The organism is Nocardiopsis sp. NPDC007018 (assembly GCF_040635075.1).
Taxonomy (GTDB): domain Bacteria; phylum Actinomycetota; class Actinomycetes; order Streptosporangiales; family Streptosporangiaceae; genus Nocardiopsis.
Map to the genome: position 1 here is coordinate 82,957 of NZ_JBEYHA010000005.1, position 14,291 is coordinate 97,247.

At 71.5% G+C, this 14,291-nt stretch carries 11 protein-coding genes; 7 read left to right on the forward strand and 4 right to left on the reverse strand.

What is annotated here, in order from left to right; translation table 11 throughout:
- Positions 1-162 precede the first annotated feature (162 nt).
- Entirely contained in the window at positions 163-1,467 is a 1,305-nt protein-coding gene (locus ABZ635_RS04105) for a DNA recombination protein RmuC (protein ID WP_357758574.1), read from the reverse strand.
- Between the two features lie 238 nt (positions 1,468-1,705).
- Here ABZ635_RS04105 and ABZ635_RS04110 point away from each other — a divergent pair, with 238 nt between their 5' ends.
- The gene (locus ABZ635_RS04110; RefSeq protein WP_357758577.1) at positions 1,706-2,404 is read left to right on the forward strand and encodes an alpha/beta fold hydrolase; all 699 of its coding nucleotides are present in this window, start codon (positions 1,706-1,708) and stop codon (positions 2,402-2,404) included.
- 11 nt (positions 2,405-2,415) lie between these two features.
- Here ABZ635_RS04110 and ABZ635_RS04115 read toward each other — a convergent pair whose 3' ends face one another.
- Entirely contained in the window at positions 2,416-3,387 is a 972-nt protein-coding gene (locus ABZ635_RS04115) for an FkbM family methyltransferase (protein ID WP_357758580.1), read from the reverse strand.
- A gap of 202 nt (positions 3,388-3,589) precedes the next feature.
- Between ABZ635_RS04115 and ychF the strand changes: the two genes are divergently transcribed.
- Complete coding sequence (gene ychF, locus ABZ635_RS04120) at positions 3,590-4,693, forward strand: redox-regulated ATPase YchF (protein WP_357758582.1); 1,104 nt, start codon at positions 3,590-3,592, stop codon at positions 4,691-4,693.
- On the forward strand, positions 4,690-5,538 hold the full coding sequence (locus ABZ635_RS04125; RefSeq protein WP_357758585.1) for a serine hydrolase domain-containing protein: 849 nt from the start codon (positions 4,690-4,692) through the stop codon (positions 5,536-5,538). The genes ychF and ABZ635_RS04125 overlap by 4 nt, the downstream gene beginning before the upstream one ends.
- A 150-nt stretch (positions 5,539-5,688) precedes the next feature.
- Here ABZ635_RS04125 and ABZ635_RS04130 read toward each other — a convergent pair whose 3' ends face one another.
- Positions 5,689-6,381: a lysoplasmalogenase family protein gene (locus ABZ635_RS04130; protein WP_357758587.1), complete on the reverse strand. Its 693-nt coding sequence runs from the start codon at positions 6,379-6,381 to the stop codon at positions 5,689-5,691.
- Between the two features lie 432 nt (positions 6,382-6,813).
- On the opposite strand from ABZ635_RS04130, the gene ABZ635_RS04135 reads away from it, so the two are divergent.
- From ABZ635_RS04135 to ABZ635_RS04145, 3 genes are all read left to right on the forward strand, one after another.
- The gene (locus ABZ635_RS04135; RefSeq protein WP_357758590.1) at positions 6,814-7,779 is read left to right on the forward strand and encodes a conjugal transfer protein; all 966 of its coding nucleotides are present in this window, start codon (positions 6,814-6,816) and stop codon (positions 7,777-7,779) included.
- 78 nt (positions 7,780-7,857) lie between these two features.
- A complete protein-coding gene (locus tag ABZ635_RS04140) occupies positions 7,858-8,181 on the forward strand; it encodes a hypothetical protein (protein ID WP_357758593.1) in 324 nt (107 codons plus the stop codon).
- Between the two features lie 19 nt (positions 8,182-8,200).
- On the forward strand, positions 8,201-12,043 hold the full coding sequence (locus ABZ635_RS04145; protein ID WP_357758595.1) for a TcpE family conjugal transfer membrane protein: 3,843 nt from the start codon (positions 8,201-8,203) through the stop codon (positions 12,041-12,043).
- A gap of 86 nt (positions 12,044-12,129) precedes the next feature.
- Here the strand turns inward: ABZ635_RS04145 and thpD are convergent, their stop codons facing one another.
- Positions 12,130-13,035: an ectoine hydroxylase gene (thpD, locus tag ABZ635_RS04150; protein WP_357758598.1), complete on the reverse strand. Its 906-nt coding sequence runs from the start codon at positions 13,033-13,035 to the stop codon at positions 12,130-12,132.
- A 526-nt stretch (positions 13,036-13,561) separates the two neighbouring features.
- Between thpD and ABZ635_RS04155 the strand changes: the two genes are divergently transcribed.
- Positions 13,562-14,221, forward strand: a complete 660-nt coding sequence (locus ABZ635_RS04155; RefSeq protein WP_357758601.1) for a DUF1524 domain-containing protein — start codon at positions 13,562-13,564, stop codon at positions 14,219-14,221.
- The last annotated feature ends 70 nt before the right edge of the window (positions 14,222-14,291 follow it).

A 14,291-nucleotide genomic window follows, 5' to 3' on the forward strand; every position in this document is an offset into this window, starting at 1 on the left:
GGTGTTTAGTGTGTCACTTCTCGTGAAGATTCGGGGGTCTTTCCTGGGATCGTGTCGTCATTTCGGCCAGTTGCCCGTTCCGGGGTGATCGCGGCTTCCACCCCTTGGACGCCGAGATCTCCCCGCCTGGTTCTGGGTGGTTCCAGAGACATGACCGGTTCGTCACTCTCCGTGCATGACGCCTCCTGGGTTGGTTTGGGTCGAACCGCTGTTGCCGTTTCCACCTTGCCGAATACCGCCGAATTCGGCGCTACCGGCGGTCGCCTCGGCGAGCTCCGGTGCCGCCACCGTACGCGGCCGCTCCTCCACCCCGGCGAGCCGCTCCAGGTCACCGTCGACCAGGCCCAGCTCGCCGAACCGCCGAGCGGTCACCAGCACCCTGCTCTCCAACGACCCCACCGTCTGGTTGTAGGCACCCACCGTGCGGTTCAGCGCCCGCCCCAGCCCCTCCACGTGCCCGCCCAGCGTCGACAGCCGGGCGTACAGCTGCTTGCCCAGGTCGAACACCTCGCGCGCGTTCTCGCTCAGCGCCTCCTGCTGCCAGGCGTACTGCGCGGTCCGCAGGAGGGAGATCAGCGTGGTCGGCGTCGCGATGTGCACCCGCCGCCCCATCGCGTACTCCAACAGCCCGGGATCGTGCTCCAGGGCCGGAGCCAGGAAGGCCTCTCCCGGGATGAACAGCACCACGAACTCCGGGGCCGGGGTGAACGCCGCCCAGTAGGACTTCGCCGCCAGCTGGTCCACGTGCGTGCGCACGTGCCGGGCGTGCGCGCGCAACCTCTCCCCGGACTCCCGCCCCTCGCCCGCCTCCACCGCGTCCAGGTAGGCGGCCAGCGGAACCTTGGAATCCACCACGATGTTCTTGCCGCCCGCCAGCCGCACCACCATGTCCGGCCGCTGGGCCCCGGCCACCGCCTGTTCCTCGAAGTCGCAGTACGCGGACATCCCGGCCAGCTCGGCCACCCGCCGCAGCTGGAGCTCCCCCCACCGGCCGCGTGCCTCGGGCCTGCGCAGCGCCGTCACCAGGGACCGGGTCTGGTCCCGCAACCGGTCCGACCCCTCGCGCACCGACTCGACCTGCTTGGCGAGCTCCGCGTGCGCGGCGGCCCGCCCGGCGTCGACCTCCCGCAGCTGCGCCTCCACCCGGTTCAGGGTCGCCGTCAACGGTTCCACCATCCGCTCCACCGCCCGGCGGCGCTCGTCCAGGTCGCCCCCGGCCTGCGCGCTCACCGCCCGCAGCCTCCCCTCGGCGAGTTCGAGGAAACGCTGGTTGGTCTGGTCCAACGCCTGCGCGGACAACGCGCGGAACCGGTCCGCGAGCTGTTCCTCCACATAGGCCGCGCGCTCCTCCGCCGCACGGGCGTCCGCCCGGGACTCCGCGTCGCGGCCGCGCGCGAGCAGCCAGCCCACGGCGGCACCGAGGGCCAGGCCGATGACGAGAACGAGTACGAGAGCGAGGGCGTCCATGGCGCCATGCTCTCAACCCGAGGGGGCCGCGCGCCCGCCAACGCGCAGGACGCCGCCCGGAGTCGCGGGGGCGGTGGAGCGCCAGGGAGTCCGCGCCGGTCCCTGACCGGAACCGGCCACCGGCGGGGGTTGCCCGCGGCCGAAGCCAGCGCCGACGCTTTCTGGAACCCCCGTGACGGCGGGGTCGCGACACTCGTGGAATCCGCGCGTCGCGCGGCGCTCCGAGAAAGGTCACCCCATGCGCCTGGCCACCCACACCAGCGGGACCGGGGAACGGCTCGCCCTCCTCGTACACGGCGGCACCTCCCTCCACCGGACCTGGCACGCCGTCGAGGAGGAACTCCTGCGTCGCGGCTACCGGGTGCTCGGAGCCGACCTGCGGGGACACGGAGCCAGCCCGCGGGGCGCGTACACCGTCGAGGCCCTGCGCCAGGACCTCGTCGACACCCTCCCTGCCGGGGCCGACCTGGTCCTGGGCCACTCCCTGGGCTGTCTCGCACTGTCCCTGGCACTGGACCACCTGCGCCCGGCTCGGGCCGTCTACCTCGACCCGGCGTTTCGCGTCCCGCCCCAGCCCGAGGGGGCCGGGCACCGGCTGCGGACGGTGCTGGCCACGGCCACCGCCGAGCGGGTGCGCGAACTCCACCCCCGGTGGAGCGACCAGGACGTGCGCATCGCGCTGGACGGCTTCGCCGCCACCGACCCCGACTTCCACACATGGGTGATCGACCACGTCGCCGGTGTGGACAACTTCCCCAAGACCGCCGAGGTGCCCTCCCTCGCGGTGGTCGCGGGGGTGGGCTCGCCGATCGGCGCCGAAGGCGCCCGCATCCTGGCCGAACGCGGGTTCACCGTCCGCACCGTCGAGGGCGCCGGGCACGACCTCCACCGCGACGACCTCCCCGGCCTGCTGGATGCCCTCGACGGCTGGGTCTGACGGACGCGGCGTCAGGGCTCGGACGGGGCTCCTCGGCACGCGCGCAGGGCCGCGCGCCACACCGAGACCGAGTCCCAGAACCCGCTCGGGGGCTCCTCCGGGGCGAACATCCACATCCGCTCCCACGCGGGGGAGGACCGCCCGCAGATCTCCTCCCGTGCCTCGTAGGGCGGGTCGCCGCTGATCGGGAACCACAGGTACTCCAGCGGGTCCAGGAGCGCCATCAGCCGCTCCTCCACCCCTCGGTCCGGGCGCACCTTGGCCATCACCCAGGGCCGGAAGCGGCGCAGCACCTCCAGCCCCCCGGCGACCACGTCCGGTTCGGTCCCGGACGTGTCGATCTTCACCACGGTGGGGAAGGTCGCCGCCGACTCGTTCCAGCGGGACAGCGTCGACGTGCGCACGGTGATGTGCGACAGTCCCAGGCGCGCCGTGGGCACCAGCCGGTTGCACATGTCGTTGTGCAGGGCGCGGCGCAGGTGCCCGCTGCCGTTGTGGTTGCTCAGGGCCAGGTCGACCACGCCGAATCCGAGGTCGCCGGAGGAGGAGACGGACCGCGCGGCGGCGGCCAGTTCGGGGGTGGGCTCGAACGCGAAGACCGGGCGGCGCGAGCGCGCGGCCGCGAGCATCGAGTACACGCCCACCCCCGCGCCGACGTCGAGGACCGCGCCGGGACGGGTGTGGTCGAGGATGGCCATGAAGCTGGCCAGGCTGTCGGGTTCGTGCCGGGCCAGCCCCGAGGCGGCCAGGCGGCGGGGGACCGTGAGGTCTCCGGACAGCTGGAGGGTGATCGTGTCCGGCCCGACCGGGCGCCGGTCGTCCTCGGGCCGGGGCAGGGCCAGGGTGAACCGCCGGTTGCGCGGCGGAACCCGGGCCGGGTCCAGGCCGCCGAGACTTCTGGGCAGGCGCACGCGGAGCTGCCGCGTGGCGAAGCGCACGAGCGGGTACCGGTGTACGAGTGCGCGCAGCTGGTCCTGGACCACGGTGACTTCCCCCAAGAGAAACGGAGCCTCGGTGACTGCTGCCGGGGGTGCTCGCCGGTGTCCTGTCGGCTCGATCCCTGCTCGTGGTGCCCGGCCGCACCCCGAACCTACTCTCCGTGTCCGCGTCGGCGCACTCCGTTTCGGTGATTGGTCTTCGCGGTGCGGGACGGCCCACCCGCCGCTCCGCATAGACTCTGACCTTGTGAGTCTGTCTATCGGGATCGTCGGCCTGCCCAACGTTGGCAAGTCCACCCTCTTCAACGCCCTGACCAAGAACGACGCTCTGGCGGCGAACTACCCGTTCGCCACCATCGAGCCCAATGTCGGAGTCGTGGGCGTGCCCGATGCCCGGCTCGCGAAGCTGGCTGAGATCTTCGGCTCGGCGAAGATCCTGCCCGCCACGGTGGACTTCGTCGACATCGCGGGCATCGTGCGCGGAGCCTCCACCGGTGAGGGCCTCGGTAACAAGTTCCTCGCCAACATCCGCGAGAGCGACGCGATCTGCCAGGTCATCCGGGCCTTCGAGGACGCCGACGTCACCCACGTCGACGGCGACGTCGAGCCGTCGCGCGACATCGAGACCATCAACACCGAGCTGATCCTCGCCGACCTCCAGACCCTGGAGAAGGCGATCCCGCGCCTGGAGAAGGACGCCAAGCGCAACGCCAAGGACAAGGACTGCCAGGAGCTGCTCAAGGCCGCCCGGGCGGCCCAGGAGGTCCTCGACGGCGGCGTCTCGCTCTCCCAGGCCGAGGACGTCGACCTGGACCGGCTGCGTGAGCTGAGCCTGCTCACCGTGAAGCCGTTCATCTACGTCTTCAACCTCGACAGCGACGAGCTCGCCGACCAGGCCCTGCGCGGCAAGCTCCAGGACCTGGTCGCCCCGGCCGAGGCCATCTTCCTCGACGCCAAGATCGAGGCGGAGCTGGCCGAGCTGGAGGACGACGAGGCCCAGGAGCTGCTGGAGTCCCTCGGCCAGACCGAGTCCGGCCTGGCCCAGCTGGCCCGGGTCGGTTTCGCCACCCTCGGCCTCCAGACGTACCTGACCGCCGGGCCCAAGGAGGCCCGCGCCTGGACGATCAAGCGGGGCGACACCGCCCCCGAGGCCGCCGGGGTCATCCACACGGACTTCCAGCGCGGCTTCATCAAGGCCGAGGTCGTGTCCTTCGACGACCTGGTCGCGGCCGGCGACATGCAGTCCGCCCGGGCCGCGGGCAAGGTCCGCATGGAGGGCAAGGACTACGTGATGGCCGACGGCGACGTGGTGGAGTTCCGTAGCGGACTAACCTCTGGTGGAAAGAAGTGAGCGTTGTTCCGGTCTACAGCATTGCCAAGGCTTACACGGCTGTCGCGGTGCTTCGCTCCTTCGATGTCGATGGGCAGCTTGGTGAGCTGGTTCCCGCTTTGCCGGAGTCCCTTCGCCCGGTGACTGTGCGTGCCCTGCTGAGCCACACCTCGGGCCTCAACGACTACTTCGGGTGGGCGGATTACCGCGTAGCAGTAGAAGCGCGTGAAGATGCGTGGGAGATCGACCGTGTTATCGCAGGCGCAGTCGTTGATCGTGCTGGCCGGTTCCGGTACTCCAATATCGGTTTCTCCCTGCTGCGACTTGCTCTTGAGTACGACGAATCCGCAGACTTCTTCACCGCAATCTCCCGTCGAGTACTCCAGCCGCTCGGTGTTGTGGCCTTCCCCTTCGCGTCCCGTGGCGACTGGCGCGCCTGCACGCACGAGTCAATCGGGGAAGAGCTTCGTGCTTACGATCCGGGATGGGTATTCACAGGTACGTTCGCTGCTGAGCCTGACGAAGCGGCCCGGGGAATCGCGGCGGTCATGCGCGGCGAACTTGGCGACGATATTCCCCACTTGATGATGCAATCGGTCCCGGTCAACGCTCCGGCCCGGCACCCACTGTCACCCCATGCCGGATACGGCCTCGGGATCATGAGCAAAGGCGAGCCGGTGACACTCGTTGGTCACGGCGGTCAGGGACCAGGCTTCAACCTCTTCGCCGCAGCGAGTGCTGATGGACTCCGTTGGAGCGGACGGGTCGCAGAGGGCCAACGGGAGGATTTGGACCTGATCCAGTCATGTGTCGATGATGTCGAGAGCCGGGACGGGCACGCAGTGGAGTTCCGCTTCAACGTCTGATCCGCACGCGCGCGAGGGCGGGCCGGGGTTTGCCGGCCCGCCCTTCGTCGTCTCCGAGGGGCAGAGGCCCCTCTCGGCCGCGATGGCCGAGGCCCGGGGGCTGGGGGGAGTGGGGATTCGCCCTGGTGTCGGCGTGGGGGATCGGCAGCGTCACCGGCTCCGCGCGGGCTCCCGGTCCGGCGCTTCCCTCTGGCGGCGGAGCAGGCCCAGGACGATCAGGGTCTGGGCCGCGATGTAGGTGCTCATCACCAGGAGGTCGCGCTGCGGCAGCTCCAGGCCGGGCGCGAAGGCGTTCAGGGCGATCAACGAGTCCGAGACCAGGAAGAGCGCCCCGCCCGCCGCGACCCACGGGCCCATGCCGGTGGCCAGGACCGCCATCAGGCCCAGCAACAGCCCGTAGAGCAGAACGGGAACCAACAGGCCGCCGGTGTGGGGCGCGCAGATCCAGACCAGGGCGGCCACATAGGCCACGTAGGGGACGAGGAGGAGGCGCCGCCGCCGCAGGACGCTCTCCGCCCGGTGGGGCCAGAACGCGACCACGAACACCACCTGGGCCACCAGGAAGAAGCCCACCATCAGCAGGAACGCGGTGTCTCCCGTCGCCAGGCCCGGCGCGGAGTCGCCGAGCCAGGAGAAGCCCAGCGCGAGCAAGGCCAGCCCGAGCAGGCGGCCGCGCGGTCGCCGGGCCGCCGTGACCAGCACCAGTGCCAGCGCGGGCATCAGCAGGACCTGGGTGGGGCGGGACCACGCCTGGGGGCCCAGGACCTGGATGACCAGGTGTGCCAGGGAGAGCAGGCCGAAGAACAGCAGCGCGACCCGCGCGAGGGAAGCGTGTGGGATCATCGCGCCATCCTAGACACCGGGGGCGCGGGCCGCCCCGGGGGCCTCGGTCGCCGGAGGCGGGGCGGGCGGGGTCCGAGTGGCGCTGGTTACATCCGGTCAACGGTTTCCTGGCCACTCAGGACACATCTTGCTCACCAACCGGTGACCAATCCCTTTACGGACTGGCCAGAAATGCTCTGACGTGCGCATCCATGCTGAGGGTTCGATGGTGAATTGCAGCGCTCTGCACCTTTTGCGGGGTTCTCTCACCCAGGGCAATGTGGTCCGGACGGGAAACGCGGACCCGTCCTGGCCGCTCCCAACCCGCACAATGCCTCACTATAGGGATGGGGTAGACAAGGGCATGGCGGAAGGCGTCGGCGACGACGTGCGGGAGACCAGGCGTCGGCGCAACGGCCGACGCGTCACTGTGTGCGGGACCAGGAGGCGGGGATGGCCAAGACGGCGCGGCGCGACACCGCGGTGCGTGACCCGGAGGACGACGCCGAGCGGGAACCCGACGCACCGCGCCCCCGGAAGCCTCGGGCCGGAGCGGGCGGGCGCTGGTGGGTCGGCGTCGGCCGCGTTCTCCTGTGGGCGTTCATCATCGTCGTCGTCTTCAACGGCATCTGGTTCCCCATCCGCAACGGTTTCTCTCTGCCTGGTACCGGCGCCGAACCCGAGGTGAACGAGAGCGTCGACTTCCCCGAGGCCCCCGCCGCCGCCTTCGCGCTCCGGTTCGCCGAGACCTACCTCGACACCTCCGACCCCGAGGCGCGCCTCGACACGCTGGCGGCCTTCGTCCCCGAGGGCCGGGTCGGCGACCTCAACCTCCCCGCGGACAGCCTCTCCGGAGAGAACCTGACGGTCACCTCCGTGGACGTGCGCGACGAGCACAACGCCGTCGTCGCGGTCCGCGCGGACGTCAACGACGAGGCCATGAGACTGGAGGTGCCGGTCTACAGCGACGGCGCCTCGCTGGTGCTCTCCGGGCTGCCGGCGCTCCTGGGCGCCCCGCGCCAGGCGGAGCTGCCCGCGGTCCCCTCCTACGACACCGACCCCCGGGCCGCCGAACAGCTGGAGAAGGAGCTCCCCAACTTCTTCAAGGCCTACTCGGACGACGCCGAACTCCTCGACCGATTCGTGGAACCGGGTGCCACCATCACCCCACTTCCGGCGAACAGCGTGGAATTCGGCGAACTGTCCTTCATGCCGGTGCCATCCAAGTCCTCGACCGGGGATGATGACGTACGACAGGTGGCGACCACCGTGGTCTGGAACCTCCCTTCCACCGACGCCGGAGACGGTGCGGGCGAAACCGGACAGCTGGTGCAGAACTACCTGGTCACGGTCGTGAACACCGGAAACGAGTGGTACGTGCGTGACATCCAGGGCGCCCCGCACTCGTTCGGCGACTGACGGACGACGGGGCCAGTAGGCAAGGAGACGAGACGAACATGCGCACACCAGTAACGACAGCGGAGGAAGGCGCCTGACATGCTCCCCCTGTTGTCCGCCACGGCCGACACCATGACGGCCCTCGGCGCCGTGGACCCGATCTCCCTCGCGGTCGAGGCCACCCCCGCACAGAACGCCCCCGACACCGGCGGCCTCGCGGACTTCCTGCGCGGCTTCTTCGGGCCGCTGTTCCTCGTCATCGTGTCCATCGTGGCGATCTTCTTCCTGTTCACCAGGGAGATCACCCGCTTCATGCAGTTCATCATCCTGGCGATCTTCATCGGCATCGTGTTCTACGTGCCCGGCATCATCGAGGTCATCGCGGTGGCGCTCGCCCGAGCGATGGGCGTATCGACGGAATAGGCGAGGGAGGCCGGAAAACGTGGATCTGCCCACGTACACCAACATCTGGCGTATCGAGAAGCGGCTGTACAAGCTCTACGATTTCCGGCTGCCCATGCCGCTCCCGGTGGGGACCTTCGGGGTCGCCCTGGGCGTGTTCGCGCTGTGGGTGGTGCTGCTCAGCATCCTCAACGCCCCGTTCGCCTTCGGCAACGGCTGGCACCTGGTGCTCTGGGTCGTCCCGCCGGGAGTGATCACCGTGCTGGCGACCCGGCCGGTGATCGAGGGCAAGCGCCTCACCGAGCTGCTCATCTCGCAGGCCCGGTTCCTCACCGAGGCCCGCGTGTTCACTCGGCTCGCACCCGAGTACGAGCCCGCCGAGATCAGGGTCACGGTACGCGTGTGGCACCGGGACCCCGAGGCCGGGCCGCTGCCGCTGCCCCGCGGAACCCGCCTGGCCCGGGCCGAGGAGGCCGTCGAGGCGCAGAAGGCGACCGCGGTCGAAGAGGAGGAGGTCACCGCCCGGAGCGGCCGCCGTGCCGCTCCCGAGGCCGCCCCGCCGCTGCGAGGCGTGCCCGTGCGCCAGCCCGAGGTCGAGACCGTGCCCGACGACCCCGTGGAGCCCGCCCCCGCGCGACGGGTCGCCGTCACCGTGGGCGCCTCCGCAGCTCCGATCACGGCGGACGACGTCGTGGCCGAGGACCACCACACACCGGACCACCACGACGTGGCGGACCACCGGGCGCTGGCGGACGACGCACCTGAGGGCGCCCGCCGTGGGGTCGGCCGCCGTGTCCTCAACTACTTCGGTTTCGGACTGTCCCACCAGGCGCGGGAACACGAACCGCACTCCGTGGAGCGGGCACCGGCCGCACCCGGGGGGGACGGTTTCGACGAGCCCCTCCACGTCACCGAGGAGGACGAGCAGCGCGACCGCGACGAGTGGTTCGCCCGACTGCGCGCCTCCTCCGGTGAGACCCCCCTCGGCCTCACCTCCAAGAGCGCCTACGCCGAAAGCGAGACCGGCGCGATGTCCAGCGCCGAGCTGGCCGACGCGGCCGGCCGGCGCGAGCCCGACCGGTCCAGGCGCCGTGCCGAGGAGATCATGGGCGCGCACGAGGACCAGGAGTCCCCGGCCGCCCGGCGGCTGCGGGGCCGTACGCAGGGCATCCGGGTGGCCAGAGACCTCGCCGACCGCCGCGAGCACACGGCCGGGACGGACGGGGAACCGGTCCGGGAACGCGTCCGGGAGACGCCCGCCGCGCGAACCGGGCGGGCCCGGGGCGCCGCGCTGCCCGATACCGGCGAGGAACGGCCCCAGCCCCGTCGTCAGGGCCGCCCGCACGCGACCCCGTGGGCCCTGGAACCCGAGCGGGAGAGCGGCACCGACTACCCGGATCTGTCCGACTACGCGGCCCGCTACGCCGCCGCCACGGGCCGCCCCTCGGCGGTCGGCGACGTGTCGGCCGCCCCGTGGCTGCCCCCGGCCGCCGCGGCCCCGGCCGACGAGAAGGGTCCGGTAACCGGAAAGGGACAGGAGGACGCCGGGGACGCGGAGGCCGGCAGGGGCCCGAGGGTCTCACCGGAGCCGGAGCCGGAGCCGGAGCCGATCGGTCGCACCGAGGCCGGGCCCCAGGTCTCCCACGCCACCCACGACCTCGGACGCCCGGACTCCGAGGACACGACCAAGCCGCCGTTGCAGCTGGACCACGGCACCGGCGAGCACGAGGCCATGGCCACCGAGCACGGCACGGCGTGGAACGAGCACATGTCCGTGCTCGACCGGCACCTCATCAAGGCCGACACCCCGGCCCCGCCCCGGCCCAAGTTCGCGGACGCGGTGCCCGACAGGGAGCGCGACGGCGACCGGCGCGACCCGGCCGACTGGTTCGACGACGGCAAGCGCCGCCACCCCGACCAGCCCAAGGTGGGGGACCGCGACAACCCGGTGATCGTGGTCAGCGAGCTCCGGGAGGAGCGCCGCGCCGCCGCCGAGGCCCGCCGCCGGGAGGCCGAGTCCGCCGAAGGGCAGAGGGACACCGGTTCGGCCGAGGACCGCGCCGAGCGCGTCGAGGAGACTCCGGGGGAGGGCTCCGCCACCGGAGACGACGGGGCCGCTACGGCCTTGCCAGTCGAGGCGGCCGTCGGCCGGACCGCCGTGGCCGAGGACGCTCCGCCCGCCGCCCCCACCGAACCGGTGGCGGACCACGGGGACGCGGGTTCCGAACAGGACCGGGTCACCGGTCCGACCGCCACCTCCGGGACCGGGGCCGCTCCATCCGCCGACCAGGTGGCGCCGGAGCCCGTGCGGGGCCGGGAGGACGGCGCCTCGGACACCCGGGAACGACCGGGACCCGGGGCCGAGGCCCTTCCGGAGCCGGAACAGACGGCGGCCCCCGAGGTCGGACGTCCCGACCCCGTCAAACCGCCGAACCAGCTGGACCACGGCACCGGCGAACTCGTGAGCTTCGTGGAGGTGCGCGAGGACCCCGGTGCGACGGAGCTCCACTCCACGGCACGCGACTCCGTTCCGCCCGCCGACCGGCCCGCGCCTGAGGAGGCCGCCGCACGGCCCACCGAAACCGCACTGGCCGAGGCGGAGGCGGCCGCCCTGCGCGCCCGCCGCTCCCGGACCGGCCCCGAAGCGATCGGACCGGAGCCGGAGGGCACCGCCACCGACACGGAACCCCGCAGGACCGACACCGACGCAGAACCCCGGGGGAACGCCTCCCCGGTTCCGGAGCCGGAGGGCACCGCCACCGACACCGACCACGACCCCCACGATGGTGTCTTCCACCGGGTCGCGCAGAACGCCCGCCGGATCGGCCAGCTCTTCGGCCAGCCCGTACCGGGGGAGGAACCGGAGCCGCCCGCGCGCCCCGAGCCCGGCGACGCGGCCCGTCCCGACCTCGAGCTGGACCACGGCACCGGCGAACAGGCACGCCTGGGAGACACCCCCAACCCCTCACAGCGGCCCGCTCCCGAACCGGTCCCGGAGGCCGAGGAACCCGACACCGGGACCGCGGGTCACTCGGGAGGCACCCGCGGCTGGCGCCGCCTGGCCAAGGTCGTCACGGGCGGTGCCGCACCGGTCCGCTCCGACCTGCCCGCCAGCGACATCGAGCGACTGCGCACCCCACTGCCCGAACCCCGCTCCCTGGTCGTCCTCGGATGCACCGGCGGTGCGGGCCAGACGGTCACCGCGCTGATGATCGGCCACACCCTCGCCGCGCACCGCGACGACCGGGTGGTGGCGGTCGACGTCAACCCCGGCCCCAACGGGCTGTCCCGCAGGGTCGGTGCGCAGGCGCCGGAGACGCTCACCGCGCTGCTGGCCAACGCCGACGCCGTGGACGAGTACGAGCGCATGCGCGCCTACGCGGGACGAGCCGGGACCGGCCTGGAGGTCGTACAGACCCTCGACGACCCCTACGTGCAGACCCTGGACGACCGCGACTACGGTCAGCTCACCGGGCTGCTCGGCGGGTTCTACGGCGTGACCCTGTTGGACCCGGCGGCCACCGGCGTGGCCCGGGCCCTCCCGGTCGCGGACGGGCTGGTCCTGGTGGCCCCGGCCAGCGCGGACGCCGAGCGCGCGGTGTCGATGACCTTCGAGTGGTTGGACGGCAACGGGTACGCGAACCTGCGGGCCCACTCGACCCTGGTGGTCAACGGGGTCAGCAAGCGCAGCCTCCAGGACGTGGACGCCGCCGAGCGGGTGGCGCGCGGCCGCTGCCGCGCGATCGTGCGCATCCCCTGGGACGACCACCTGGGCTCTTCGTACACGAAGATCGACGTCGGGGCACTGCGTCCGGCCACCAAGCGGGCCCACGGCGCCCTGGGCGGGGTCCTGGTCAACTCCCTCGCACCCGCCGGCGCCTGAGCCGGTCCGCGCACGTGGCCCGCACCCGGGATCGGGTGCGGGCCACGGTGCTTCCGGTCGGGCTCCGGCGTCCGCTCCGGCCGCCGTCAGAGCCGGACGGGGGCCGTCTCCCGCGCGGCGAGGAACTCGGGGCGGGCCCGGTTCGCGCTGAACGGCTTCGCGCACGCGTTGTCCACACTGTTGAACACGACGAACACGTTGGAGCGCGGGTAGGGCGTGATGTTGCCGCCCGAGCCGTGCATGCAGTTGGAGTCGAACACCGTCACGTCGCCCGCGGACCCGGTGAGCACGTCGATGCCGTGCCGGTCCGCCAACAGGTTGAGCGAGGCCTGGTCCGGCGTGCCCACGTGCTGGCTCTTCAGGGAGGAGCGGTGGTGGTCGTCCGGGGTCCGTCCCACGCAGGAGACGAAGGTGCGATGCGACCCGGGCATGATCATCAGCGCGCCGTTGTGCGTGTAGTTGTCGGTGAGGGCGACGGAGAAGCTGACCGCGCGCATGCGGGGCATGCCGTCCTCGGCGTGCCAGGTCTCGAAGTCCGAGTGCCAGTAGAAGGACCCGCCGCCGAACCCCGGTTTGTAGTTGACGCGGCTCTGGTGCACGTACACGTCCGAGCCAAGGATCTGGCGGGCCCGGTCGACGAGGCGTCGGTCGTACACGAGGTCGTGGAAGATCCGACTCAGTCTGTGCACCTCGAAGACCGAGCGCACCTGGTCGGAGTCGGGCTCGACGACGACGCGTTCGTCGGCCCTCAGCGCGGGGTCGGAGCTGAGCCGTTTCAGCTCGGCACGGTAGGACTCGACCTCCACCGGGGTGACGAGCGATGCGACCCGCGTGTACCCGCGGGCGTTGTAGCCGTCGAGTTCGTCGTCGGTGAAGGGGCCGTCGGCGGCACCGGGCCAGACGACGGGGTCACGGCGGTAGAGCAGCGCGGGTTCGGGCGCCTTGCGGGTGGGGTAGTCGTCCGCTGTCGGAAGTTCCATTTGCAGAGTCATGGCGCTCCCCTCGGCGGGGGTGCTCCTCTCGGCTCGGGGTCCCTCGTACGACATGTGAATCTAACAAACCAGCATTTCACGATCGTGATCATGTCATTCCCCGGGTGTTTGGGCGTTGGCCGTTCGGGTACCACTGTTCTTCTCATGGGCCCAAACGAAAGCGGGCGGGCTCCGCGCATTCGCCCCCGCCCCCGGGGTCAACCCCTTTCTCCGCGCTCACCTGCACCATGACGCCCGGTGCTCGCAGGCCGTATCGCCGGCCGAGGGAGCCTCGTCGTCGCAGTTCACGGTGGTGGGAACCGAACCGTCTAATCCGGGGTCCGCCGATCCACCGATTCCATGTGATCTATTTCACGTGCATCTGGCGCAGTGGTCGGTGCAACGAAACACCCCCGCCCTCCGGTCGTTATTGGCGGGTGGCCTCCGATTCACGCGGAATTCTCGTGTGGGGGCTGGCGTACGGACATTCGTTACCGCACAGTAGTGGGGTCCGGATTCCCTCGACCCGCTCAAGAGGAGAAACACAGTGCCCCCCTTCCCCCGTGTGCTCGCACGCACCGCGGCGACCGTCTCGGCCGCCGCCGTGGCCATGGTCCTGGCCTGGGCCGCACCCGCCGCCGCCGACCACACCCTGCCCCCGAACATCCCCGGAGACGCGGCGGCCCAGACCCAGCTGAACTCCCTCACCGTCGCACCCAAGGGCCCCCAGAGCGGCTACGACCGCAGCCTGTTCCCGCACTGGAACGTCGTCGACAGCCCCTGCACCGCCCGCCAGGTGGTGCTCCAACGCGACGGCCACGACGTCGTCACCGACGCGCGCTGCCAGCCCACCTCGGGCAGCTGGTGGAGCGCCTTCGACGACGAGTGGGTGTACGACGTGCCCGGCGACATCAGCGTCGACCACCTGGTCCCGCTCAGCGAGGCCTGGAAGACCGGCGCCGCCGACTGGTCCACCAGCAGGCGCGCCGACTTCGCCAACGACGTCACCAGCTCCCAGCTGTGGCTGGCCACCCCCTCCAGCAACAGCGCCAAGGGCGACAAGGACCCGTCCGAGTGGATGCCCACCAACCGGGCCGTCCACTGCGACTACGCGAAGTCCTGGATCAACGTGAAGTACGTCTACGACCTCACGATCACCTCCACCGAGGAGACCGCCCTCCAGGACACCCTCGACACCGCCTGCTAGCCGACACGGCGACTGACCTCCGAGGATGACGACGGAGAGTGACGCGGCCCGGCGCCCGCGAGCGCCGGGC

Coding starts and splice junctions, on each gene's coding strand:
- ABZ635_RS04105 (WP_357758574.1), bottom strand. CDS start 1,467: ATGGACGCCCTCGCTCTCGTACTCGTTCTCGTCATCGGCCTGGCCCTC.
- ABZ635_RS04110 (WP_357758577.1), top strand. CDS start 1,706: ATGCGCCTGGCCACCCACACCAGCGGGACCGGGGAACGGCTCGCCCTC.
- ABZ635_RS04130 (WP_357758587.1), bottom strand. CDS start 6,381: ATGATCCCACACGCTTCCCTCGCGCGGGTCGCGCTGCTGTTCTTCGGC.
- ABZ635_RS04135 (WP_357758590.1), top strand. CDS start 6,814: ATGGCCAAGACGGCGCGGCGCGACACCGCGGTGCGTGACCCGGAGGAC.
- ABZ635_RS04140 (WP_357758593.1), top strand. CDS start 7,858: ATGCTCCCCCTGTTGTCCGCCACGGCCGACACCATGACGGCCCTCGGC.
- thpD (WP_357758598.1), bottom strand. CDS start 13,035: ATGACTCTGCAAATGGAACTTCCGACAGCGGACGACTACCCCACCCGC.